This window comes from Rhodovulum marinum (assembly GCF_004343075.1).
GTDB lineage: Bacteria > Pseudomonadota > Alphaproteobacteria > Rhodobacterales > Rhodobacteraceae > Rhodovulum > Rhodovulum marinum.
Genome location: NZ_SLXP01000005.1, coordinates 227,623 through 251,595, shown reverse-complemented (window position 1 = coordinate 251,595; position 23,973 = coordinate 227,623). Strand labels below are relative to the sequence as shown.

The following is a 23,973-nucleotide window of genomic DNA, read 5'->3' as shown; positions in this document are numbered from 1 at the left end:
ATCGAGTGGATCGCCCCGATCCGCGCGCAGGCCAGCATCGCGTAGGCCGCCTCGGGGATCATCGGCAGGTACAGCACCACCCGGTCGCCGCGCATCACGCCCTGGCTCAGCAGGACGTTGGCCATGCGGTTCACCTTTTCATGAAGCTCGCGATAGGTGATGTGCAGGGTGGGGTCGGCGGGGTCGTCGGGCACGAAGATGATCGCGGTCTGGTCGCCGCGCGTGGCCAGGTGCCGGTCGATGCAGTTGGCCGCGACGTTCAGCGTGCCGTCGCGGAACCAGTGGATCTCGACCTCGCCCATGTGGAAATTGGTGTTCTTCACCTCGGTGTAGGGCTTGATCCAGTCCAGCCGCTTGCCCGCCTCGCCCCAGAACCCCTCGGGGTCCTCGATCGACCGCGCATACATCGCATCGTATCGCGCCGCGTCGATATGGGCGGTCTTCACGAAATCATCGCTGGGGGGGTAGATGTGGTCGGTTTCGGTCGCGGCCTCGGTCATTCTTGTGGATCTCCTCTTCCTGGCTGCGGGCGGAGGCCCGGACGTTACCAGCCCTCTCGCGGTGGGCATTTACCAATTCTTGTAAAAAATCAACGTGGCATCACTGGCCCGACCGTGAAATTGTGAAGGCGATGACCGGAAACGGCGTTCGGACTGTAAAGGAATTTACCGATTCCGGAAGGGGCGGGGCCGGATTCCGCCGAAAAAGGTGACGCTGGGGCAATTTGCAGCCGGCGCGGTCAGCTTTCATAGCGGGTCGCCCCGCGGCGGCGTTCGTCGACCGGGGTGGCCAGGATCGCCGCCTGGTGCGCGCGCTGGTCGCAGTTCGAGCGCGGGCAGACCCGGCAGTTGATCCCGATCGGCGTGACGCGTGCCCCGGTCAGCCCCTCGGAATAGCCGATTTCCCCGGCATGTTCGATCGCGCAGCCCATCGCCACGGCCAGCCGCAAATCCTGGGCGTGGCGGGTAAAGGTCGGCCGGTCGACGGTGCGCGAGAACACGAAGAACTGGCTGGCGTCCGGCATCTCGACGAATTGCGGCACGATTCGCCCCGGCGTGCGGAACGAGGTGTGCACGTCCAGCCGCGGGCAGGCGCCGCCATGTTCGGCCAGGTGGAAATCGGTGGCGTTGAACCGCTTGGTGACGTTGCCGGCCTTGTCGATCCGCAGGAAGAAGAACGGCACCCCCTGCGCGCCCGAGCGTTGCAGCGTGGTCGCCCGATGGCAGGCCTGTTCGAAGCTGACCCCGAAGCGGGTGGCGAGGTGGTCGAAATCGTACTTGCAGGCGCGCGCCTCGGCCAGGAAGCGGTCATAGGGCATCAGCACGGCGGCGGCGAAGTAATTGGCCAGTTCCACCCGGCAGCGCGACAGCCCCTGCGCGTCGGTGATCCCCGACTGGTCGAGCAGCGCGTCCAGCGTGGCGCGCTGTTCGATCAGCCCCGCCACATGGACCAGCTGGAACACCCGGTTGGGATGGTCCAGCCCCTCGGACAGCAGCACCTCGTGCCGGGTTTCGTCGTATTCGCGCAGGGTCAGGTGCAGGTCCGCCACCGGGACGACGCGCACGGCCAGGCCCAGCCGGTCGCGCAGCCGGTCCTTGAGCGCGGGGTAGATGTCGTCGGGGGCGATGCGGCGGCCGTCCCAGAACGCCTCGGCGCTGGTTTCCAGTTCGGCGAAATGGTTGCGCTTGCGGCGAAAGAAATCGTGCACCGTCGCCTCGGGCGAGGAGGCCAGCAGCGTGCCGCCCTCGGCGGCGGTATCGGTGACCGACAACAGCCTGTCGGTGGTGGCCAGGTAGGTGCGGTGCAGGTGCAGGAAACAGGCCACCAGGCCGGGGCTGTGGACCTGGGCGGCGCGCAGTTGCGTCAGATCCGGCCGCCCCGCGTCGAACAGCGGATCCTGCAGCGAGGCGCGCAGGTCGGCCAGAACGGTGGTGTCCTCGTCCTCGGCGATCTCGCGCCAGTCGACGCCATAGGTTTCGAACAGCCGCAGCATCACCGCGGCCGACACGCTGCGTTCGTTCTTTTCCAGCAGGTTGACGTAAGAGGTGCTGATCCCCAGCGCCTTGCCCATCTGGGCCTGGGTTTCGCCGCGTTCCAGCCTGAGCCGGCGCAGATGCGGGCCGATAAAGGTCTTTTGCATGAATCCGCCTGTTCCGTTGATTTTACATTTTCACATTTTTTAACATTTGTAAAATCTCGCGTTCACAGCAGAACCCGGATTCGCTTCGCGCTTGCCCGAAAACTGGGCATTACAACGGTGATTTCGGAAATCGTGGCGCGCGAGGAGGACCCCGACATGAAGACCGGCCAGACACATCTGTTCATCCCCGGACCGACCAACATTCCCGAGCCCGTTCGCCAGGCGATGAACGTGCCGATGCAGGACATGCGGGCGCCCGATTTCGGCGACCTGACGCTGGGCCTGTTCGCCGATCTGAAGCGGGTGTTCCGCACCGAGACGGGCCAGGTCTTCCTGTTCCCAGGCTCGGGCACCGGCGCCTGGGAGGCGGCGATCACCAACACGCTGAACCCCGGCGACAAGGTGCTGATGGCGCGGTTCGGCCAGTTCTCGCATCTCTGGGTCGAGATGGCCCAGCGGCTGGGCCTGGATGTCGAGGTGGTGGACGTGCCCTGGGGCGCGGGCTGCCCGGTCAAGGAATTTTCCCGCCGCCTGGGCGCGGACAAGCACGGGCAGATCAAGGCCGTGTTCGTGACGCATAACGAGACGGCGACCGGCGTGACCTCGGACGTGGCGGGGGTGCGCCGCGCGCTGGACGAATGCATGCATGACGCGTTGCTGTTCGTCGACGGCGTGTCGTCCATCGCCTCGATCGATTTCCGCATGGACGACTGGGGCGTGGACCTGGCCGTGACCGGCAGCCAGAAGGGGCTGATGCTGCCCGCGGGTCTGGGCATTCTGGCCGTCAGCGAAAAGGCGATGGAGGCGTCGAAGGCGGCCACCATGCGCCGGGCCTATTTCGAATTCTCCGACATGGTGAACCTGAACGCGACGGGCTATTTCCCCTATACCCCGCCGACGCAGCTGTTCCACGGGCTGCGCCGGTCGCTGGACCGCATCTTTGCCGAGGGGCTGGACAACGTCATCGCGCGCCACCACCGGCTGGCCGAGGGCGTGCGCCGGGGCGTGCAGGCCTGGGGGCTGCACCTGGTGGCGGAATCGCCGGCGTTCTACTCCGACACGGTGTCGGCGATCCGGGTGCCGCGGGACGTGGATGCGCGCGAGGTGATCCGCATCGGCTATGAACGCTACAACATCTCGTTCGGCACGGGGCTGGCGCAACTGGCCGGCAAGGTGTTCCGCATCGGCCATTTGGGCGACCTGAACGAGGGGATGTGCCTGACCGCGCTGTCGCTGGCGGAACTGTCGCTTGCCGCCGCCGGCGCCAAGGTCGAGTTCGGTGCGGGCGTCGCCGCCGCGCAGGACTGGTACGCGGAAAACGCCCCCGCGGCCCGAATGAACATCGCCGCCGAGTAAGGCGGCGGTTCCCCCCCTCCAGAACGGAGCCACACGGCATGAGCCACACCCTTCACCCGCTCAGGCGGCAACGCCTGCAGCGGTCCGAACTCGCGGTCCCGGCCTCGAACCCCACGATGGTCGAGAAGGCCGCCGACAGCGACGCCGATTACGTGTTCCTCGACCTCGAGGACGCGGTCGCGCCCCCCGAAAAGGACCAGGCCCGCAAGAACGCCATCGCCGCGCTGAACGACATCGACTGGGCCGGCAAGGGCAAGACCGTGTCGGTGCGGATCAACGGGCTGGACACCCATTACATGTACCGCGACGTCGTCGACGTGATGGAGCAGGCGGGCGACAAGGTGCACACGCTGCTGGTGCCCAAAGTGGGGGTGCCGGCCGACCTCTACATGGTCGAGGCGATGGTGAACCAGATCGAGCAGGGCAAGGGATACGAGACCCGCGTGGGCCTTGAGGCGCTGATCGAAACCGCGCTGGGCATGGCCAATGTCGAAGAGATCGCGCGCTGCGGCGGGCGGCTTGAGGCGCTGCATTTCGGGGTGGCGGATTACGCGGCGTCGATGCGGGCGCGGACGGTGAATATCGGCGTTCTGAACCCCGATTACCCGGGCGACCAGTGGCATGCCTCGATCACGCGAATGGTGGTGGCCTGCCGCGCCTATGGCCTGCGGGCGGTGGACGGGCCGTTCGGCGATTTCTCGGACCCCGAGGGCTACAGGGACGGGGCGCGGCGCGCCGCCGCCCTGGGCTGCGAGGGCAAGTGGGCGATCCACCCCAGCCAAATCGCGCTGGCCAACGAGGTTTTCAGCCCGCCCGAGGCCGAGGTCACCCGCGCCCGGCGCATCATCGAGGAATTGAGAAAAGCCGAGGCCGAGGGCCGCGGTGCCGCCGCGCTGGACGGCAAGATGATCGACGCGGCCTCGGAACGTATGGCGATGAACGTCATCACGGTCGCCGACGCGATCGCGGCCAAGGGCTGACGGACAAGGGACGGAACCGGAAACCTACGCACCCCAAGGGAGGTGAGCGATGGACATTCACGAACATCAGGCCAAGGAGATCCTGGCGGGCTTCGGCGTGCCGGTGCCGCGCGGCGGGCTGGCCTACAGCCCCGAACAGGCGGCCTATCGCGCCCGCGAACTGGGCGGCGACGCCTGGGTGGTCAAGGCGCAGATCCATTCCGGCGGCCGCGGCGAGGCGGGCGGCGTCAAGGTCTGCAAGTCCGAAAAGGAGGTGGCCGAGTTCGCCGCCGGCCTGTTCGGCAAGCAGCTGGTGACGCGCCAGACCGGCGCCGCGGGCAAGGGCGTCTACCGCATCTGGGTCGAGGAAGCGTCCGACATCGCGCAGGAACTTTACCTAGGCTTCGTGCTCGACCGGAAATCGGAACGGATCATGGTCGTGGCGTCCTCCAGCGGCGGCATGGAGATCGAGGAGATCGCCGAGGAAGACCCCGAAAGCCTGGTGCGCATGGTCGTCGACCCGGCGCACGGGCTGGTCGAATACCAGGCCCGCGAACTGGCGTTCAAGCTGGGGCTGAAGGGGGCGCAGGTCGGCCAGATGGTCAAGGCGGTGCGCGCCTGTTACCGCGCCTATCGCGACCTCGACGCCACCATGGTCGAGATCAACCCGCTGGTGATCACCGGGTCGGGCGACCTGGTGGCGCTGGACGCCAAGATGAGTTTCGACACCAACGCGCTGTATCGCCGGCCGCAGGTCGAGGCGCTGCGCGACCCCAGCCAGGAGGATTCGCGCGAGGCCACCGCCCATGACGCGGGGCTGTCCTATGTGGGGCTGGACGGCGATATCGGCTGCATCATCAATGGCGCGGGTCTGGCCATGGCGACGATGGACATGATCCTGCTGTCGGGGGGCGAGCCTGCGAATTTCCTGGATATCGGCGGGGGCGCCAGCCCCGAACGGGTGATGACCGCCTTCCGCACCGTGCTGTCGGACCCCAATGTCAGTGTGATCCTGGTGAACATCTTCGCCGGCATCAACCGCTGCGACTGGGTCGCGAAAGGCGTGGTCGAGGCCTACAAGGCCGAGGGGCTGACCCTGCCGGTCGTGGTGCGCCTGGCGGGCACCAATGTCGAGGAGGGCCGCCGAATCATCGACGCCTCCGGCCTGCCGCTGATCACCGCCGAAACGCTGGCCGAGGCCGCCGAAAAGGCCGTCGCCGCCCGTCCCAAACTTGCCGCCTGAGGAGGAGAGCCAATGGCCATTCTGATCGACGAGAAAACCCGCGTCGTGGTGCAGGGCATGTCCGGCCGGATCGGCAAGTTCCATGCCGAGGAAATGATCGAGTACGGCACCAATGTCGTGGCCGGTGTGACGCCCGGCAAGGGCGGCGAAACCGTGCTGGGGCGCCCCGTCTTCAACACCGTGCGCGAGGCGGTCGAGGCCACCGGCGCCGAGGCGTCGCTGTTGTTCGTGCCACCGCCCTTTGCCGCCGACGCGATGATGGAGGCGGCCGATGCGGGCATCAAGACGGCGGTCAGCGTGACCGACGGCATCCCCGCGCAGGACATGATGCGGGTGAAACGGTTCCTGCGCCGCTATCCGCGCGAAAAGAAGATGCGCCTGGTGGGGCCGAACTGCGCGGGCGTGATCTCGCCCGGCAAGGGGTTCATGGGCATCATGCCGCCGCATATCTACATGCCGGGCCGCGTCGGCATCGTCGGGCGGTCGGGCACGCTGGGCTATGAGGCGGCAAGCCAGATGAAGGACCTGGGCATCGGCGTGTCCACATCGGTGGGCATCGGCGGCGACCCGATCAACGGCTCGTCCTTCAAGGATATCCTCGAACTGTTCGAGGCCGACCCCGACACCGACGCGGTGATGATGATCGGCGAGATCGGCGGCCCGCAGGAGGCCGAGGCCGCGGCCTATGTCTCGGAAAGCATGACCAAGCCCGTGGTCGCCTATATCGCGGGGCTGTCGGCGCCCAAGGGCCGCAAGATGGGCCACGCGGGCGCGATCATCTCGGCCTTTGGCGAAAGCGCGCAGGAAAAGGTGGAAATCCTGTCGGCGGTGGGCATCACCGTGGCGCCGAACCCGTCGGCGATGGGCCAGACCATGGCCGACGTGCTGGCCAAGCGCGCCGCCGCCTGAGCGCGCGGGCGCAAGAGTCGCGTTTCGCGCGCGGCCCGGTCGGGGGTATGACAAGTCGTCCCCGACCGGAGCCGCGCCATGACCCTCACCGATGAACCCCGCCTGACCTCGCTTGCCCATGGGGGCGGATGCGGCTGCAAGATCGCGCCCGGCGTGCTGTCCGAATTGCTGGCAGGCACCGCCGGGTTGCCGGTGCCGCCCGAACTGCTGGTCGGCACGGCCACATCGGACGACGCCGCCGTCTACCGGCTGAACGACGCGCAGGCGCTGGTGGCCACCACCGATTTCTTCATGCCGATCGTCGACGACCCGTTCGATTTCGGCCGGATCGCCGCGACCAACGCGATCAGCGACGTCTACGCGATGGGCGGGCGCCCGATCATGGCGCTGGCCCTTGTCGGCATGCCGCTGGACCGGCTGTCGCCCGCCACCATCGCCCGCATCCTGGAGGGCGGCGCCGCGGCCTGCGCGGCGGCCGGCATTCCCGTCGCGGGCGGGCACAGCATCGACTCCGTCGAACCGATCTACGGCATCGTGGCGCTGGGCCTGGTCCATCCCGACCGGGTGCGCAAGAACAGCGCCGCACGTCCGGGCGACGTGCTGATCCTGGGCAAGCCGCTGGGCACGGGCGTCATGTCGGGCGCGTTCAAGAAGGGGCTGCTGGGTGCGGCGGGCTATGCCGAGATGCTGGACACCACCACGCGGCTGAACACGCCCGGCCCCGACCTAGCCGAGATGGCGGGCGTGCACGCGATCACCGATGTGACGGGCTTCGGCCTTGCGGGGCACGCGCTGGAACTGGCGCGCGGGGCGGGTTGCCGGGTGGAGATCGACTGGTCCCGCGTGCCGGTCATGGCCGAGGTGCGCGACCTGTTGGCCCGGGGCTGTGCGACCGGGGCCTCGGGGCGGAACTGGGCCAGCTATGGCGCCGAGGTGACCCTGCCCGACGGTTTCGCCGAGGCCGAGCGCGCGCTGTTGACCGACCCGCAGACCAGCGGCGGCTTGCTGGTCAGTTGCGCGCCCGAGGCCGCCGACGCGGTGCTGGACCTGTTCGCCGCCCAGGGGTTCGACCACGCGGCGGCGGTGGGCCGGGTGGCCGAAGGGCGCGGGCTGATCCTGCGCTAGGCCCGATTGCGCGGCGCGCGGCGGTTCCTATATCCGAGGCAACCGCGCCCGAGCCGGGCGCATGGATGGAGGATCGGACCGGTGGGCTATACCAAGACCGCGCTTCTGATGGCGGCGATGACCGCGCTGTTCATGGGGCTGGGCTATCTGCTGGCCGGTGGCGGCGGGGCGATGATCGCGCTGCTGGTGGCCGGCGCGATGAACGCGTTCACCTGGTGGAATTCCGACAAGATGGTGCTGCGCATGCACAACGCGCAGCCCGTCGGGCCGGACGACCGGCTGGGGCTGTCGCGCATGGTGGCCGACCTCGCGCGCAATGCGAACATGCCGGTGCCGGCGGTCTACCTGATCGACACGCCGCAGCCCAACGCCTTTGCCACCGGGCGCAACCCGCAGAACGCGGCGGTGGCGGTGACGACGGGGCTGATCCAGGCGCTGTAGCGCGAGGAGCTGGCGGGTGTGATCGCGCACGAGCTGGCCCATATCCGCAACCACGACACCGCGATCATGACGGTGACCGCGACCTTTGCGGGTGCGATCACGATGCTGGCCAATTTCGCGCTGTTCTTCGGCGGGCGGCGCGAGGGCGGGCTGGGGCTGGTGGGCACGCTGGCGATGATGTTCCTGGCGCCCATGGCGGCGGCGCTGGTGCAGATGGCGATCAGCCGGACGCGGGAATACGCCGCCGACAAGGCGGGGGCCGAGATCTGCGGCCATCCGCTGTGGCTGGCCTCGGCGCTGGAGCGGATCCAGGCCGGCGCCGCGCGGATCGACAACGACGCGGCGGAACGCAACCCGGCCACCGCGCACATGTTCATCATCAACCCGCTGCACGCGCACGCCCGCGACAACCTGTTCTCGACCCATCCCGCGACCGAGAACCGCGTCGCCGCGCTGCGCCGGATGGCGGGGATGCAGGCGCCCGCCGCCGGGCGCGCACCGTTCGCCGGCCCCTGGGGCTAGGCCGCGCGGCGGCCCACGCCTGTCGGTTGGCCGCGAGGGATCCCGCCAATGGGGCCGGGGTCACTTGGCCCCGGGCATGCGGATCGGGAAGGTGGCCGGGGTGGTCGGAGACCTTGCCCGCCCTTCCCTAGATCTTTCGCTTGTATCCGATATGGGTCGGTTCAAAACCCAGACGGTCATAGAAGCGATGGGCGTCTGTCCTGGCCTTGTCCGTGGTGAGCTGGACCAATGAACAGCCGCGCGCCCGGCATTCGCTGATCGCCCAGGCAAACATCGCTTCGCCAAGCTTGCCGCCCCGACGATCGCTCGCGATCCGCACCGCCTCGATCTGTCCACGCTTGCTGCCACCGCGAGAGAGACCGGGGATGAAGGTGAGTTGCAGGGTTCCGACAATCTGTTGCCCGTCCTCGACCACACAAAGAAACTGGTTCGGGTCGGCATCGATCTCGGCAAATGCCTCCCGGTAGCAATCCTCCCGGGCCGGCGAGGCGCTTTCCCGCGACGCACCGAGGACGTCATCGGCCAGCATCGTGACAATCGCAGCCAGGTCCGCGGCGGTTGCCCGGCGGTAACGCGGTTCATCCATGTGTCTTCTCCCCTCTCTTCATTGCCGACAGCGTCCATGGGAGTTTGCGGGGCGGGTGCGATCATTTCGCCGCAGCCGGTTCAGCGCCCGGGTTGCGCCGTGGAGAGGCAGGGCGCCGGCTGCCAAAGACGCCGGCGGAAGGCCGCAAGGCAGAGCGCGGCGATGATCAGTTCGACAACGAGGGCGCCGATGACACTGCCCGACGGCATCCCATCTACCGCGAGCCCAACCAGCCGCCCTACCGGGAAGGTGATAAACACCGTCAGGGCCGCCGCCATGGAAACGGGCGCGACCGCGCTCCGCCGAACGCCAAGCAGCATCAGAAGGCCGAACCCCGTTAGACCGGCGCCGGGGGCACGCAATTCGCTCAGCAGGCTGGCGTCATCGCCAAGCGTGATGCCGTAGCTGGCGTAGAAGGCGTGCGGCACCAACAGGATGCAAGCGCCGATGGTGAGCGCGGTGAGGCCGGAGAGACCGAGTGCGAACTTCTCGAGCAGGGTGGGGCGCATGTGATGCTCCTTTCATCGGGTGGTGTCAGGCGGCGCTTGTCCAGGCGCCGCTCCGGGCGGCGGCCCGGGCGAAACCCGCGAAGTCGCGGGGGGCACGGCCGAGCGCGCGCCTCACGCCGTTCGTGGTGTGGGCGTTGCGCCCGTCCAGCGTTTCGCGCGCGATGGCGGTGAAGACGTCGGCGACGAAGGTGCCGCCCGCGTCGGCGATGTTCGCGTGGAACTCCTCGAAGCTGATCGGGATATGCCGTATCTCGTGGCCGGTTGCGTGCGAAAGCTCTGCGGCCATCTCGGCGAAGGTCATCAGCCGCGGTCCCGTCACTTCGTAAAGTTCGCTCTTGTGGCCCTCTTCGACCAGCGCCGCGACGACGACATCGGCAATGTCGTCGATATCGATGATGGGTTCCGCGACATCCCCGCCGGGCATCGGCAGGACCCCAGAAAGGACCGGATTACGCAGATAGCCTTCGGAAAAGTTCTGCGCGAACCACGCGGCCCGGACGATGGTGAAGTCGACGCCCGCATTGCGCACCACCTCTTCGCCCAGCCGCGCGTGGTGTTCGCCGCGGCCTGACAGCAGCACGAGGTGCTCGACGTCCACGTCACGGGCCGTCTCGCAAAGGGATTCCAGCTTTTCCAAGGCGCCGGGGAAGGCGAGATCGGGGAAATAGGTGACATAGGCCGCACGCGCCCCACGGAGCGCCGGCGCCCAGGTCTCGGGCGCCTCCCAGTCGAAGGGTGTTGCGGAACTGCGCGAGCCGCGGCGCACGGGAAGGCCCCGCGCCTTGATGCGGCTGGCGACGCGGCGGCCGGTCTTGCCGGTTGCGCCGATGACGAGGATCGGTCGGTCTTGCATCGGGTCTCTCCCTGGCTTCGGTTTCGGTCGCCAAGGGATAGGCGCGGGGGGGCCGCGCGGTCTTGACCGACGATGCCAGCCTTTTGACCGTCGCCGCCAACGCACCCTTCAGTGGCGGGAGATCCCCTTGCGATAGGTCGCGGGCGTCGTGCCGACCCAGCGCTTGAACGCGCGGGTAAAGGCGCTTTGCTCGGAGAAACCGGTGAGGAACGCGATTTCGGCCAGGGAATGGCGCTCGTCCCGCAACAGCCCCACGGCGAGGTCGCGGCGGGTTTCCTCGGTGAGGCTTTGAAAGGTCATTCCGTGCTCGGACAGGCGCCTGTGGAAGGACCGCGCACTGAGCCCGAGGCCGCTTGCGATCCCGGCCATCTTCGGCGCCCCCTCGCTGAGGGCCTGGGCGATCGCGGCTTTCGCCTGACTGACAAGGTCGGGCTCGCGGGTGATCTCGGACAGTTCCGCGTCGAGATGCGTGGTGAGGTAGTGCGAGATCCCCTCGTCCCCGAGGATGTTGGGCCGGGCCAGCACCTCGTCGGCATAGAGGATCGCGTCGAGGTCTGCGCCGAAGCGCACTGGGCAGCCGAACCACTCCTCGTGCGCAGCGACCCTGCGCGGGGCGGGATGCCGGACCAGCACCTCCAGCGGCGCGAGCGGCACCGGGCAGACCTGCCGCGCAATCGACACGGCGCTGGCAAGCGTCGCCTCGTTCGACAGCCGCATCCCCAGCCGCCGTTCGCCCGCCCGATGCAGGATGAAAAGCGTGCCCCCGGTCGCCGGGCGCAACTCGTATTCGACGACGCTGGACCACAGGCGCGCATAGCGTTCCACCCGCGCATAGGACGCCCCAAGCGTCGTGGCCGCCTTGAAGGCGAGCCCAAGCGCGCCGTATTCATCAAGCCGCATGGAGGCGCCCACGCGCACCGGCAGGTCGGTCGCGTCGATCTGATCGGCGATCCTCTCGAGCATGTCGTAGTAGCGCGCGGCCGGAACCATCTGCGCGGGGTCCAGCGGGTCATCGGCGTCGATCCCGACGCCGGCCAGCATCGCCGCCGCATCAACCCCACTGCCCGCCGCGGCGACCACCTTGCGCGCGAAGAGCGACGTCACATACCCCATGCCCCGCAGTCTAAGGTGCGCGTGGCGAGCCGCAAAGCGCGCCGTGATCCTGGGCGCGAGACGGACGGGATGTCCTGCTTTCGCCGAACCTTGCACCCACCCCGCACGTGCAGCACAGGCACGCATTCAGATCGATGTGCGGGCCGGGTCACCCGAGAGGATCGGAACCCGTCACGCACGGATTCGGCGCGGCCCGCCCGTGTGGGGGCGCATGGAGAGAATTCTGATGTGGCGAAAAGCCCTCGCGGCTGCCCCGTGGCCGGGGCGCAGGTCTTTCCTAGTTTGTCCAGGACAAGGGAATGTAAGCGGTCGCAACAAGCACGGTCAGGAGGACCAGGAGATAGGGCACGACCGCGCGCGAGATACGCTCCAGCCCGAGCCCGGTCACCGAGGACGCGACATAGAGATTGATCGCGACGGGCGGCGTGATCATCCCGATGGCCAGCCCCACGACCATGATGATGCCGAAATGGACCGGGTCGATCCCCAGTTGCAGCGCCAGCGGCAAGAGGATCGGCGTCAGGATGATCAGGGCCGAGGCGGTTTCGATGAAAACGCCGGTCAACAGGATCAGCACCAGCATCAGCGCGATCACCACCAGCCCGTTCGAGGATACCCCAAGCACGACCTCGGCGATCTGCACCGGAACCTGCCAGTTCGACAGGGTCCAGCTCAGCGCGGCCGAGGCCGAGATCACGAACATGATGACCGCCGTGGTCACCGCGGCGCGCACGAACAGCCGGTAGATGTCGGCCAGCCCGAGGTCGCGGTAGATGAAAAGCGACACGATGATGGCGTAGTTCACGGCGATCACCGCGGCCTCGCTCGGGGTGAAGATGCCGGAAAAGATGCCGCCCAGGATGATGACCGGCGTCAGCAGGCCCCAGAAAGCCGCCCGGAAGGTGCGCCAGATTGTGCGGGGCGAAAACGCGCTGCCGCGCGGATAGGCGCGGCGGTGCCCCTGAACCAGTGCCAGCGCGATCAGGCCCAGGCCCATCGCGAGGCCGGGCAGGAACCCGCTGAGAAACAGCTTCGACACCGATTCCTGCGCGATCACGGCGTAGATGATCATCGGCACCGAGGGCGGGATCACCACGCCGATGGTGCCCCCCGCCGCGATCAACGCCGCCGCCGAGGCCGGGTCGTACCCCTTGCGCGTCAGTTCCGGCACCAGCGTCGAACCGACGGCGGCCGTGGTCGCCGCGCCCGAGCCCGAAATCGCCGCGAAGAACATGGACGCCAGCACCGAGACGATCGACAGCCCGCCCTTGAGAAACCCGATCAGCGCATCGGCCAGCGCCACCAGCCGCGCGCTGACCTGCCCCTGGGCCATGATGTCGCCCGCCAGGATGAACATCGGCACCGCCACCAGCGCAAAGGAATTGACGCCCGCGAACATCTGCTGCGGCAGCACCAACAGCGGCACGCCGTCGGACTGCAGCGCCACCATGGTCGCCGCCCCGATGGCCAGCGCGACCGGCAGGCCCATCAGCAGCAGAAGGAAGAACAGGCCGAAGAGCAGCAGGCTCATTCCACGGGCTCCGAGGGTTGTGGCCGTTTCCCGGTGACCGCCAGATGCACCAGGTCCGACAACGCGAGCAGCGCCATCAGAAGGGCGCTGATCGGGATCACCGCGTAGACATACGACATCGGAAGGCGCAGCGATGCCGATTTCTGAAAGCTTTGCAAAGCCCTGTAGTCCTGCGCGATCCACGCAAGCGCCAGAAGAAAGACAAGTCCCGCCACCAGCGCCACGCCCGAGACAACGCGCCCGGCGCGTTCGGGCAGGGCGTCGACCAGCACGCCGACCGCGATATGGCGGTGCTGCTGCCAGGCCAGAACCGCACCCAGGAAGGTCAGCCAGACCAGCAGGAACCGCGCCACCTCTTCGGTCCAGCCCACCGCGGTGAACGCCACGCGCGAGACGATCTGCAACGTGATCACCGCGATAAGCGCCGCCATCCCCGCCGCAAGGACGGGGCGCAGGACCGCGCCGATGGCGCGGTCCACCAGGCCGAAGAGGCGCAGCACGTCAGTTCAGCTCGGCGCGGATACGGTCGAGATAGTCACCGAAGCGCGCGCCGTACTTCTCGTAGACCGGCGCCACCGCCGCCTGGAAAGCCGACAGGTCCGCATCCTCGATCACCGCCATGCCGCTGGCCTTCAACTCTTCCAGCTGCTTGGCCTCCATCTCGGCATTGACCGCGCGTTCATGGGCGGCCGCCTCGCGCGCGGCCTGAACGACCACCTCTTGCGCGGGTTCGGGCAGCTTGTTCCAGGCCGGCATCCCCATCACGAAGACCGCCGGCGCATAGGTGTGGCGCGTCATCGTCATGTACGTCTGGGTCTCGTTCAGCTTGAAGGAATGGACCACGCCGACCGGGTTTTCCTGCCCGTCGATGGTGCCCTGCTGCATCGCGGTCAGCGCCTCGGTCCAGGCCATCGGGATCGCGTTGGCGCCCAGTTCGCGGAAGGTGTCGGTATAGACCGGGTTCTCCATCACCCGGATGCGCAGCCCGTCCAGGTCAGCGGGGCTTGCCACCGGGCGCTGGCTGTTGGTCAGGTTGCGGAACCCGCGCTCGGCATAGGCCAGGCCCTTGAGGTTCACGTCCGCCAGCCGGTCCAGCAGTTCCTGCCCGATCTCGCCGTCCAGCACCTGATAGGCCGCCTCGCGCGAGGGGAACAGGAAGGGCAGTTCGAACACCGCCATTTCCTCGACGAAATTCGCGACGGGGCCGTTGGTGATGACGCCCATGTCCACGCTGCCGATCTGCATGCCCTCCAGCAGCGTGCGTTCGTCGCCCAGCGTCGCGTTGGGGAAGATCTCGACCGTCACCTTGCCGTCGGTGCGTTCGGCCACGAGGTCGCGGAACTTCTCGGCGGCGACGTGGAAGCCGTCCTGTTCGTTGACCACATGGGCCAGGCGCAGGGTGACGGGCTCCATCGCGTCGAAATCGGACGCGGCGGCGGGCAGCGCGCCCAGGGCAACGGTCGCGCCCAGGGTGGCGGCAAGGAACTTTCTTCTGATCATCATCGGTTCTCCTTTCCGAGTCGGTCCCGTTCATGCGGCTGAAATCGTCCGCCCGTCAACCGATCACGGTCTGCCAGTGGTGTAAGGCACATATCGGAAATCGCGGGGCATCGGCGATTGCTGGACATGGCGACGATGCCTGCGCGTCTTGGCGGGGTCGGACGGACCGCGCCACCCCCCGCAACTCAGCCTCGGCGCAGGACATCGCCATACCCCGCGCCGGGCGCAGGGCAACCAAAAGCGAGACTGGCCCAGGATCGATAGCCGCAATCTCGCGGCCGCGATCGGCGATTGGCGATGAAACCCGTCCGCAATTCGCCGTCCCGGTTCGGCCCCGTGCGAAGGCCGCGCCCCAGGCGCTCTCGCCGTCATCCGACCCGGGGGGATCGAATGCGGCACGTCGCTGGCCAGAGGCTCGGGCGCGCGTTATCTCTAGATCGGATGGTGGAAGATGGCTGGGGTGGTAGGATTCGAACCTACGGTACACGGTACCAAAAACCGCTGCCTTACCACTTGGCTACACCCCAACGGTGCGCGCGTAGATACGCCGGGTGCGCGCCGGCTTCAAGCCCCATCGCGCGAAAAATCGCGATGGGGCGCACGGGGCCGTCAGGGGCGCAGCGGATGCGCCTTGGCCAGCCGATCGAAGGCCATCAGAGTGTCGATCAGCGCCGGCATCTCGGCCAGCGGGATCATGTTGGGACCGTCCGAGGGCGCGCGGTCGGGGTCTTCGTGGGTTTCGATGAACACCGCGGCCACGCCCAGCGCCACCGCCGCACGCGCCATGACGGGCGCGAATTCGCGCTGGCCGCCGCTGGCCCCGCCCAGGCCGCCGGGTTGTTGCACCGAATGGGTGGCGTCCATCACCACCGGCCAGCCGGTGCGCGCCATGATCGGCAGCGCGCGCATGTCGGCCACCAGCGTGTTGTAGCCGAAGGATGTGCCGCGTTCGGTCAGCAGGAGGCGCCGGTTGCCGGTCGATTCGACCTTGGCGACCACGTTCGCCATGTCCCAGGGGGCGAGGAACTGGCCCTTTTTCACGTTGACCGCTGCGCCCGACTCGCCGGCGGCCAGCAACAGGTCGGTCTGCCGGCACAGGAAGGCGGGGATTTGCAGGATGTCGACGGCCCGGGCCGCGGGGGCGCATTGCTCGGGCGTGTGCACGTCGGTCAGCACCGGCACGCCCAGCGATTCGCGGACCTGGGCCAGGATCTCCAGCCCGGCCTCGATGCCGACGCCGCGCTTGCCCGAGAGCGAGGTGCGGTTGGCCTTGTCGAAGCTGGCCTTGAACACATAGCCCGCACCGGCCGCGGCGCAGGCGTCGCGCATCGCGCGCGCGATCATCAGCGCGTGGTCCAGGCTTTCCAGCTGGCAGGGGCCCGCGATCACGGTCAGCGGGCGGTCGTTTCCGACGGTCAGCCCGCCGATCGTCACATCTGTCATGTCAGGCGGATACCTGTTCCCTGAGAATCGAAACCGTCAGCGAGATCATAAGGTAGATACCGCCGAAGATCAGGAAGGCCAGCGCGGTATTCTCGAAGGCGCGCGGATAGGTCGCCTCGTCGGGGGCGACCGGGCTGACGCCCAGCGAAAGATAGCGCACCTGGCGGTTGGCCTCGATCCGGGCGGTTTCCAGCTGTTGCAGCGCCTGCTGCAGCAGAAGCTGGCGGTTGGCGAGGTCGGCCTCGGCGATGCGCAGCTCGGCCGACACGCGCGCAAGCGACCCGCCCGCCGTACCGCTTTCGGTCATCGAGGCGCGCAGGTCGGTGACCAGGTCCTCGAGCCGGCGGATATCGCCCTCGACCCCGTCGACGCGGGCCTGGCTGGGGCTGGGATTGTCCAGAAGCTGTTGCAATTGCAGGCGCTTTTCGCGCAGCTGGGTTTCAAAGGTGGTGATCTGGCCCATCAGCGCGCTGGTCTCGCTGACCGGGTCCAGCACGCCCAGCTTTTCCTGCAGCGTCAGCACGCGCTGCTGGGCCTCCTCGACGCGGGCCTCGGCGGTTTCATAGCTTTGGCGCGCGCCGGCCATCTGGTCCTCGCGCAGGCGCTGGGTCAGCCCGTCGATGCGCGCCTCGGCATAGGAAATCAGCGCCTCGGAAAAGGCGGCGCTGGTCGCGGGGTCGGCGGCCTGCACCTCCATCTTGAGGATGCCCTCGGTCGGGTCATAGCCGATCTTGACCGCCTTCCGGTAGATCTTGTAGGCGGCCTCGTTGCTGCCATCGGGGGGCAGTTTCTGGATCGGGTCGATGAAATCCTGCGAGAAATGGGCGCGGAAGCCCAGGTCGTCGTCGAGCCGCAGCATCGCGTCGCGCGATTGCAGATAGCTTTGCACCGCGATCGAATCCTGCTGCATCGCCAGCCCGGTGCCCTGGAACAGGCTGCCCAGCCCCCCGCCGGCCTGGGAATCGGCCTGCTGGATGACGAATTCCGACTTGGTGGCGTACATCGGCGTGGCGACGGCGTGGTAGTAATAGCCCGCGATCACCGTGGGCAGCAGCACGAAGGCGGCCAGGCGGGCCATCATCAGTACGAAGGCCCGGCGCCGGCGGCGGGCGATATCCATCTGGATTTCGCGCACCTCGCGCATCCGGCTGTCGCGCGGGCCGGCGGCGGGCGCCCCATCGCCGGTCGTGGGAACGCCACGCCTGGGCTGGGGCACGGTGCGCGGCAGCTGGACCTTGCCGGTGCCGGCGGCGCCCGCGGCCTCGCTGCGGACCAGTTCCAGCATGTTGGCGCGCTGGAACGGGTCGACCCCCTTGTGGCGCAACAGCCGCACGGCGTCGTAATCCGAGGTCGGCGCAAGCCCGTGTTTCTGGGCGACGCGCCGGGCCATGCGCAGCTGGCGCCCGGTCAGGCCCTCGCGCCGGATCGCATCGATTTCCTGGTCGGCCGTCCGGGTCGTGGCGGGGCGTGCGGCCGCGCCGCCCGCCGGGGCGGTCTGGGTGCCGGTGGGAACGGGGGCGTCGCCCGCGCCGTCCGCACGGGTGGGGGGTTGTTCGTGGCCGGCCGGCTGCCCGGCGCGCGGGCCGGGCGCCTCGCCGCGGCGGATGCGGAACTTCTTAGCCTTGGGTTTCATAGTCATACAGCTGCTTTGCCTCTTCCAGGCTGTCGAACATGTGCAATTGCCCGTGGTGCAGGACCGCCGCCGTGCGGCAGAATTTCTCCAGCGTGGCGGGCTGGTGCGAAACGATCACCACGGTCGTGCTTTCCAGCCGTTCGCGCAGGATCGCGCCGGCCTTTCGGTTGAACTCGACATCGGTGGTGGATGGCATCCCCTCGTCGATCAGGTAGATGTCGAAATCCAGCGCGAGCATCAGCGAAAAGGTGAACCGCGCCCGCATCCCCGAGGAATAGGTGCCCACGGGCATGTCGTAATATTCGCCGATACCGCACAGCCAGCGCGAGAACGCCTCGACATAGTCGGGATCGAGGCCGTAGAGCCGGGCGATATAGCGGGCGTTCTCGGTGCCGGTATGGCGGTTGACCACGCCCCCCATGAAGCCCAGCGGGAACGAGATGCGGCAGCCGCGGTGGATCCGCCCCTCATCGGGTTTTTCCAGCCCGGCCATCATGTTGATCAGCGTGGTCTTGCCGGTGCCGTTCGGGGCCAGGATGCCCAGCGAATTGCCCAGTTCCACGCGGAACGACACGCGGTCAAGGATCACCTTGCGCTGCTTGCCCGTCCAGAAGCTTTTGCTGACCTCGATGAACTCCAGCATCCCTTGCCCGTGCCTCTCGGCCCGTGACCCGGTCGCGCCGGGCCGTTGTTTCCGTTTCGTAATCTAACGGGCCTTTACGGCCATATTATGTCCCAAGCCGCTGTGGCGCCACGCGAAAGCGTTCGGCCAGGCAACACCGCGCCGTGTAATTTGCCAGCTTGGCGCCATTCAGATTACCGTCAGGTTGACGCCACCCGGTCGGGGACACGTCTGACGCCCAGCGCGCGCCCGGCCAGGATCGCGATCCCCGCCGCGGCAAAGCTGAACAGCGCGCCCATCTTGGCGGCCCCTTGCACGTCCAGCCCTTCCAGGGTCTGGCCGCCGGTGAACGCCACCGAGGCGATGAAAAGCGACACGGTGAACCCGATCCCCGCGACGCAGCCGGTCACCACCAGGTCGGCCATCCCCATGCCACGCGGCAGGCCAAGCCGCAGGGGCCGTGCGGCAATCCAGCCGAACAGCCCGACGCCCAGCGGCTTGCCGATCACCAGCGCCGCCAGCACCAGCCAGGTCGGCGTGCCGATCGCGCCGAATTCCACCCCCGCGTTGCATAGCCCGAACAGGAACAGGACGATCTCGACCGGCAGTTTCAACAGGTGCTCGGCCCGGTTCAGCAGGTCGGTCAAATACCGCTCGGCCTCGGCGAAGATGCCGAAGGCGCGGTCGGCATGGGGGATCGCCGGGATCACCGGCAACAGGCCCAGCGCGGGATGCAGCCCCGCCTGCTGAAAGCCGTACCAGCTGGCCGCGCCGGCGATGGCATAGGGCAACAGCCCCAGGTGCCGCCGCACCCAGGTCGAGCGCGGCCGCACCTGGTCGCCCCGGTCCAGCACCCGCGGCAGCCAGTTGAACAGCGTGAACACGCCCAGCGCCGCGCCGCCCGACAGCAACAGCCAGCCCGGCGCCAGTGCGGCCGAGGGGTAGAAGATCGCCAGGATCAACAGCCCGCCCGCATCGTCGGCAATCGCCAGCAACAGCAGGAACCGCACCGCCGGGTGGCCCGCGCCGAACACGATCCGCCCCACCACATAGGAAAACGCGATATCCGTGGCCGTCGGGATCGCCCAGCCATTCGCCACCGCGTCATAGGTATCGGACCCGAGGATCGCGGCCAGACCCAGGTAGACCACCACCGGCCCCAGCATGCCGCCCGCTGTCGCGATCAGCGGCGTGGCGGCCTTGCGCCCCCTCAGCGCGCCGTTTCGCAGGATGATCGCCTCCCACACCTCCTTGGCGGCGATGGCGAAGAACAGCGCCATGAGCACGTCGTTGACCAGGTAATGCAGGGTCAGCGTGCGCCGGATCTCGCCCTCGACCTCGTGCGCGTGGCCGATGATGAAATCCTCGGCCAGCACGAACTCGACGAAGTCGTGATAGGACCCCGGCGCCAAGTTGGCCCAGGTCAGCGCCGCGACCGCGCCCGCGATCAGCAGGATCGAATAGGTCGTGATGAAATCCCAAACGCGGTACATCCGCGGCGGTCCTTTCCTGGGGGCGTTGACCGCTGGTTAATCGAACGGGGCAGGGTGGGCAACTGCGCGGGGCCTGTTCAGGCGATGGCGCCCCAGCTCAGCCCCGCGATCACCGCGCCGAGGCTGGCGAACCCCACATAGGCGGCAAAGACCCGCGGCTTGACCAGCGCCCAGACGGCGATGGCGGCCGGGATGCAACTGACCCCGCCCGCGATCACGAAGGCCATCGCCGCCCCGTCGCTCATGCCCTGTTGCAGCAGGCTGTCGACCAGCGGCACCGCCGCATAGCCGTTCAGGTAGGCCGGCCCGCCCACCAGCGCGCCCAGCAGGATCGGCTTGATCCCTTCGCCGCCCAGCACCGCCGCCACCGCGTCCGCAGGCACGTAATGCAGCATCAGCGCCTCGATCATGTAGGCCAGCAGCAGCCATTTCCCCAGGAACAGCGCGTTTTCAACGGCCGCCTCGCGGAAGGTGTCGCGCCGCGGCGCCTCGGCCCAGAACCGCCAGACGGGCCGGCCGGAAAAGGCGGGCTTCGCCCCGCAGCCGCAGGACGAGCAACCCGCCGCCTTGCGCGGGCGCAGCGGGTCGGCAAAGACCGGGCTGTTCGCCAGCGCATAGGTGGCGAACCCGCCCATCAGCCCGATCGAGATCGCGGCCAGCGTCTTGGCCACGGCGAAATCGGTGCCTAGGGTTCCGGCGGTGATCAGGAACATCGCCGGGTCCATCAAGGGCGAGGCCAGCCAGAACGCCATCACCGCCGCCAGCGGCGCGCCGACCGCCAGAAGGGCGGCGATGAACGGGATCACCTCGCAGGAACAGAAGGGCGACAGCCCGCCCAGCAGGGCGGCAAGGACGATCATCCGCGCCGTGCGCCCCTCGAAGGCGCGCGCCAGAAGCGTTTCGGCCCCGCTGGCCTTGAGATAGGCGACCGCCAGCACGGCGAAGACGATGAAGGGCAGGGTATGGCCCAGCGCGCCCAGGGCGAAACGCACCGTGGGCCAGGCCTGCCCCGGATCGAACAGCGCCACCAACAGTGGCACCAGCAGGATCGCCAGCCACGCCTTGTCCACCCGCCGCCACAGCGCGGGCAGCCCGCCGGGGGTTCCGGTGAGATCAGCCATGGTGTCCCTCGTCATGCGGGCAGGGCGCGTCGGCGCAGCATTCCGACAGCAGGAAATCCGAAAGCGCGCGCATCTCGGGATAGGCGGCCGCGGCACAGATGATCGACCGGCCCTGCCGGGTCTGGGTCACCAGCTCCGCCTGCGCGAGGATCCTGACGTGGTGGGTCAGGGTCGATCCCGTGATCCCCGACCGCGCCCCCAGCTGGCCGATCGGCAGGCCGCCCGGCCCCGCGCGCACCAGCGTGCGCAGCACCGACAGCCGCTGTTCGGATCCCAGCGCCGCAAAGGCCGAGGCCATGCGGGCCAGGGTGATGTCGTCTTGCGCCACCTGATTCATGGTTCCAAGTTTCTAGAGATATCGAAATGAAAGCAAGCCCCGAATTGCGCCCCGCGCCGAACCGGCCTAGATCGGGGCCATGACCGCCCCCGCCCGCCTTTCGGACGAAATCGCCGCCTGCCGCCTCTGCGCGGACCGTTTCGCCGCGACCGCCACGGCGCACGCGCCCCGGCCCGTGCCCTGGTTCGCCCCCGGCGCGCGCATCCTTCTGTGCGGGCAGGCGCCGGGGATGCGCGTGCACAAGGCCGGCAAGCCGTTCTTCGACCCCTCGGGCGACCGGCTGCGCGCCTGGACGGGGATCGACATGGCCACCTTCTACGACCTGTCGCGCGTCGCGGTCCTGCCCATGGCCTTCTGCTTTCCGGGCTATGACGCGAAAGGCGCCGACCTGCCGCCACCCCGCCGATGCGCCGACACCTGGCACGCCCGCGTGATGGCGGCGCTGGGCGAGGTACCGCTGACCCTGCTGATCGGCGGCTATGCCCAGAAATGGCACCTGGGTGCGGCGGCGCGCGGCGGCGTCACCGCCACGGTGGCCGACTGGCGCACCCATGCGCCCCGGGTGTTCCCGCTGCCGCACCCGTCCTGGCGCAACACCGCCTGGCTGAAACGCAACCCCTGGTTCGAGGCCGATCTGCTCCCCGCCCTGCGCGCCCGCGTGGCCCGGGTGCTGGCATGACCGCCCCTTGTGCCCCTGTCCCCGACGGATCCCCCGCATGACCGACACAACCCCCCTCGACCGCGCCCAGGCCGCCATGGCCGCCGCCCCCGACGACCCCGCGCCCCGCCTGCGCTGGTACGGGGCGCTCTCGGCGGCCGAACTCGTCCTGCTGCTGGACCATGAACCGGATGGCGACCGCATCGCGCCGCGGGTCTTCGACCTCGACGACGGCCCCGTGGTGCTGGCCTTCGACCGGGAAACCCGGCTGACCGCCTTCACCGGCGCGCCCGCGCCCTATGCCGCGCTGCCGGGCCGGGCGCTGGCGGGGATGCTGGCCGGGCAGGGGCTGGGCCTGGGCATCAATCTGGGCACCGCGCACGCCGAACTCCTGCCCGCCGCCGCGGTCGACTGGTGGGCCGAAACGCTGACCCCCGCGCCCGAGCCCGTCCAGATCCGCCCCGAGGCGATCACTGCCCCCCGCGCCCTGCCGGACGCGCTCGTCGCCACGCTCGACGCCCGCCTTGCAGACGCCGCGGGTCTGGCGGCGGGCGCCATCCTCGCCGGCCTCCGCCACGCCGATGGCAGCGACACGCTGCTGCTTGCCGTGCTCGATGCCCGCCCCGGCGCCGAACCCGCGCTCGCCCGCGCCATCGCCGAGGCGCTCCGCTTCAGCGGGCTCGACGAGGCCGCGCTCGACCTGGCCTTCCTCGCCGCAGACCACCCGGCCGCGGCGCGCCTCTCCCGGCTGGGCCTGCGCATCGACCTGCCCGACCCGGCGCCCGAAACCCCGGTCCCGCTGCACGATACCGACGCCCCACCGCGCCTGCGCTGATCCCGTCTTCTTGGCCGAAATACCCCCCGCGCGGCCCGAAGGGTCGCGCGCCACCCCCAACCCCGGACAAGCGGGCCGCAGGCCCGTGCCGGCCGGGGGCGGGAGCACCCCCTAGTACCCCCGGGACCGGTCCACCAGGAACAGGAACGGCGCGCCCGCCTCGCCGCGGCGGATGTTCTCGGCGATCACGCGGGCCGCGCTGTCGGGCCGGGTTTCGGACGCGATATGCGGCGTCACCGTCACCCGTGGATGCGCCCAGAACGGGTGATCGGCGGGCAGGGGCTCGGTGCGGAACACGTCCAGCGTCGCATGGCCCAGCCGCCCCGCATCCAGCGCCGCGATCAGGGCGGCGTCGTCGATCAGCGCGCCGCGCCCGGGGTTGATCAGCACCGCGCCCTCGGGCAGCCAGCCCAGCCGCTCGGCATCCATCAGGCTCTCGGTCTCGGCGGTCAGCGGCAGCAACAGCACCACGATCTCGGCCCGTTCCAGCACGCGGCGCAACCCGTCCGCCCCGTGGTCGCAGGCGATCCCCTCGATCGCGCGCGGGGTGCGGCTCCAGCCCGAGACGCGAAACCGCAGCCCGGCCAGCGCCTGCGCGCAGGCCCGCCCCAGCGCCCCCAGCCCCAGCACCGCCACCGTCCGGTCGCGCGCCAAGGGCGGCACCACCTGCTCCCAGGACGGCGCGCGCGCGCAGATCTGCCGGTCGATCCCCAGGTGATGGCGCAGCACATGGCCCGTCACCCATTCGACCATGCCCTCCTCCAGCCCCGAATCCACCATCCGGCACAGCGGCTGGGTCAGCGTTTCGTTGGTCACGATCCGCTCCACCCCGGCCCACAGGCTGAGGACCGCGCGGCAGCGGGTGAAGGGGGTGAAATCCGTCAGCCGGTCGTTCGGGGCGTAGACGATGTAATCCACCGTTTCGGGGGCGTCGGTTTCGGTCACCACGCGCGCCGCGATCCCCGCCTCGGCCAGCGCGCGGGTCAGCGGCGCCCGGTAGGCTTCCCAAAGCCCGTCCCGGGCCGCGAACAACACCGTCAACAT

General features: G+C 68.8%; 23 protein-coding genes, 1 tRNA gene and 1 pseudogene. 8 read left to right on the top strand and 17 right to left on the bottom strand.

Going from position 1 to position 23,973, the window contains the following annotated elements; translation table 11 throughout:
* Positions 1–500: acetyl-coenzyme A synthetase N-terminal domain-containing protein (locus EV662_RS10220; protein WP_165915574.1), on the bottom strand; the 500-nt coding region annotated here is incomplete at its 3' end.
* 239 nt (positions 501–739) lie between these two features.
* Entirely contained in the window at positions 740–2,140 is a 1,401-nt protein-coding gene (locus tag EV662_RS10215) for a helix-turn-helix domain-containing protein (protein WP_132462055.1), read from the bottom strand.
* Positions 2,141–2,296: 156 nt separating this feature from the next.
* On the opposite strand from EV662_RS10215, the gene EV662_RS10210 reads away from it, so the two are divergent.
* The 6 genes and pseudogenes from EV662_RS10210 (at position 2,297) to htpX (ending at position 8,695) form a co-directional block, all read left to right on the top strand.
* Positions 2,297–3,496 carry an aminotransferase class V-fold PLP-dependent enzyme gene (locus EV662_RS10210; protein WP_132462070.1) on the top strand — a complete coding sequence of 400 codons (1,200 nt, stop codon included), beginning with the start codon at positions 2,297–2,299 and terminating at the stop codon, positions 3,494–3,496.
* A 38-nt stretch (positions 3,497–3,534) separates the two neighbouring features.
* On the top strand, positions 3,535–4,476 hold the full coding sequence (locus EV662_RS10205) for an HpcH/HpaI aldolase/citrate lyase family protein (protein ID WP_132462054.1): 942 nt from the start codon (positions 3,535–3,537) through the stop codon (positions 4,474–4,476).
* 49 nt (positions 4,477–4,525) lie between these two features.
* Positions 4,526–5,698 (top strand): malate--CoA ligase subunit beta, encoded by a 1,173-nt coding sequence (locus EV662_RS10200; protein WP_132462053.1) that lies wholly within the window; start codon positions 4,526–4,528, stop codon positions 5,696–5,698.
* A gap of 12 nt (positions 5,699–5,710) precedes the next feature.
* Positions 5,711–6,607 carry a succinate--CoA ligase subunit alpha gene (gene sucD / locus EV662_RS10195; protein WP_132462052.1) on the top strand — a complete coding sequence of 299 codons (897 nt, stop codon included), beginning with the start codon at positions 5,711–5,713 and terminating at the stop codon, positions 6,605–6,607.
* Between the two features lie 78 nt (positions 6,608–6,685).
* A complete protein-coding gene (gene selD, locus EV662_RS10190) occupies positions 6,686–7,732 on the top strand; it encodes a selenide, water dikinase SelD (RefSeq protein WP_132462051.1) in 1,047 nt (348 codons plus the stop codon).
* Positions 7,733–7,813: 81 nt separating this feature from the next.
* Positions 7,814–8,695, top strand: a pseudogene (gene htpX, locus EV662_RS10185) (zinc metalloprotease HtpX).
* Between the two features lie 127 nt (positions 8,696–8,822).
* On the opposite strand, the gene EV662_RS10180 reads toward htpX, so the two are convergent.
* From EV662_RS10180 to EV662_RS10115, 14 genes are all read right to left on the bottom strand, one after another.
* Entirely contained in the window at positions 8,823–9,281 is a 459-nt protein-coding gene (locus EV662_RS10180; protein WP_132462050.1) for a GNAT family N-acetyltransferase, read from the bottom strand.
* Positions 9,282–9,361: 80 nt separating this feature from the next.
* Positions 9,362–9,790 (bottom strand): DUF4345 domain-containing protein, encoded by a 429-nt coding sequence (locus EV662_RS10175; protein ID WP_132462049.1) that lies wholly within the window; start codon positions 9,788–9,790, stop codon positions 9,362–9,364.
* Between the two features lie 25 nt (positions 9,791–9,815).
* Positions 9,816–10,643, bottom strand: a complete 828-nt coding sequence (locus tag EV662_RS10170; protein ID WP_132462048.1) for a Rossmann-fold NAD(P)-binding domain-containing protein — start codon at positions 10,641–10,643, stop codon at positions 9,816–9,818.
* Between the two features lie 108 nt (positions 10,644–10,751).
* Positions 10,752–11,756, bottom strand: a complete 1,005-nt coding sequence (locus tag EV662_RS10165; RefSeq protein ID WP_132462047.1) for an AraC family transcriptional regulator — start codon at positions 11,754–11,756, stop codon at positions 10,752–10,754.
* 277 nt (positions 11,757–12,033) lie between these two features.
* Complete coding sequence (locus EV662_RS10160; RefSeq protein WP_132462046.1) at positions 12,034–13,287, bottom strand: TRAP transporter large permease; 1,254 nt, start codon at positions 13,285–13,287, stop codon at positions 12,034–12,036.
* Positions 13,284–13,787 carry a TRAP transporter small permease gene (locus EV662_RS10155; protein WP_207903609.1) on the bottom strand — a complete coding sequence of 168 codons (504 nt, stop codon included), beginning with the start codon at positions 13,785–13,787 and terminating at the stop codon, positions 13,284–13,286. Before EV662_RS10155 ends, EV662_RS10160 begins: the two co-directional genes overlap by 4 nt.
* 1 nt (position 13,788) lies before the next feature.
* Positions 13,789–14,790, bottom strand: coding sequence for a TRAP transporter substrate-binding protein (locus EV662_RS10150; protein WP_207903608.1), 1,002 nt, complete (start codon positions 14,788–14,790; stop codon positions 13,789–13,791).
* Between the two features lie 449 nt (positions 14,791–15,239).
* A tRNA-Gln gene (locus EV662_RS10145) sits at positions 15,240–15,314 on the bottom strand.
* Positions 15,315–15,396: 82 nt separating this feature from the next.
* Positions 15,397–16,230 (bottom strand): 3-deoxy-8-phosphooctulonate synthase, encoded by an 834-nt coding sequence (gene kdsA, locus EV662_RS10140; protein ID WP_132462045.1) that lies wholly within the window; start codon positions 16,228–16,230, stop codon positions 15,397–15,399.
* A 1-nt stretch (position 16,231) separates the two neighbouring features.
* Complete coding sequence (locus EV662_RS10135) at positions 16,232–17,863, bottom strand: KpsE/RkpR family capsule polysaccharide export protein (protein ID WP_425057006.1); 1,632 nt, start codon at positions 17,861–17,863, stop codon at positions 16,232–16,234.
* Entirely contained in the window at positions 17,847–18,506 is a 660-nt protein-coding gene (locus EV662_RS10130; RefSeq protein ID WP_132462043.1) for an ABC transporter ATP-binding protein, read from the bottom strand. Before EV662_RS10130 ends, EV662_RS10135 begins: the two co-directional genes overlap by 17 nt.
* A gap of 179 nt (positions 18,507–18,685) precedes the next feature.
* Positions 18,686–19,978, bottom strand: a complete 1,293-nt coding sequence (locus EV662_RS10125) for a Na+/H+ antiporter NhaA (protein ID WP_132462042.1) — start codon at positions 19,976–19,978, stop codon at positions 18,686–18,688.
* A gap of 77 nt (positions 19,979–20,055) precedes the next feature.
* Positions 20,056–21,099, bottom strand: a complete 1,044-nt coding sequence (locus EV662_RS10120) for a permease (RefSeq protein ID WP_132462041.1) — start codon at positions 21,097–21,099, stop codon at positions 20,056–20,058.
* Positions 21,092–21,436 carry an ArsR/SmtB family transcription factor gene (locus EV662_RS10115; RefSeq protein WP_132462040.1) on the bottom strand — a complete coding sequence of 115 codons (345 nt, stop codon included), beginning with the start codon at positions 21,434–21,436 and terminating at the stop codon, positions 21,092–21,094. Before EV662_RS10115 ends, EV662_RS10120 begins: the two co-directional genes overlap by 8 nt.
* Before the next feature lie 79 nt (positions 21,437–21,515).
* On the opposite strand from EV662_RS10115, the gene EV662_RS10110 reads away from it, so the two are divergent.
* Together EV662_RS10110 and EV662_RS10105 are read left to right on the top strand one after the other, a co-directional pair.
* Positions 21,516–22,115, top strand: coding sequence for a uracil-DNA glycosylase family protein (locus EV662_RS10110; RefSeq protein ID WP_132462039.1), 600 nt, complete (start codon positions 21,516–21,518; stop codon positions 22,113–22,115).
* Between the two features lie 37 nt (positions 22,116–22,152).
* A complete protein-coding gene (locus tag EV662_RS10105; RefSeq protein WP_132462038.1) occupies positions 22,153–22,929 on the top strand; it encodes an SseB family protein in 777 nt (258 codons plus the stop codon).
* 111 nt (positions 22,930–23,040) lie between these two features.
* On the opposite strand, the gene EV662_RS10100 is transcribed toward EV662_RS10105, so the two are convergent.
* Positions 23,041–23,973 carry a 2-hydroxyacid dehydrogenase gene (locus EV662_RS10100; protein WP_132462037.1) on the bottom strand — a complete coding sequence of 311 codons (933 nt, stop codon included), beginning with the start codon at positions 23,971–23,973 and terminating at the stop codon, positions 23,041–23,043.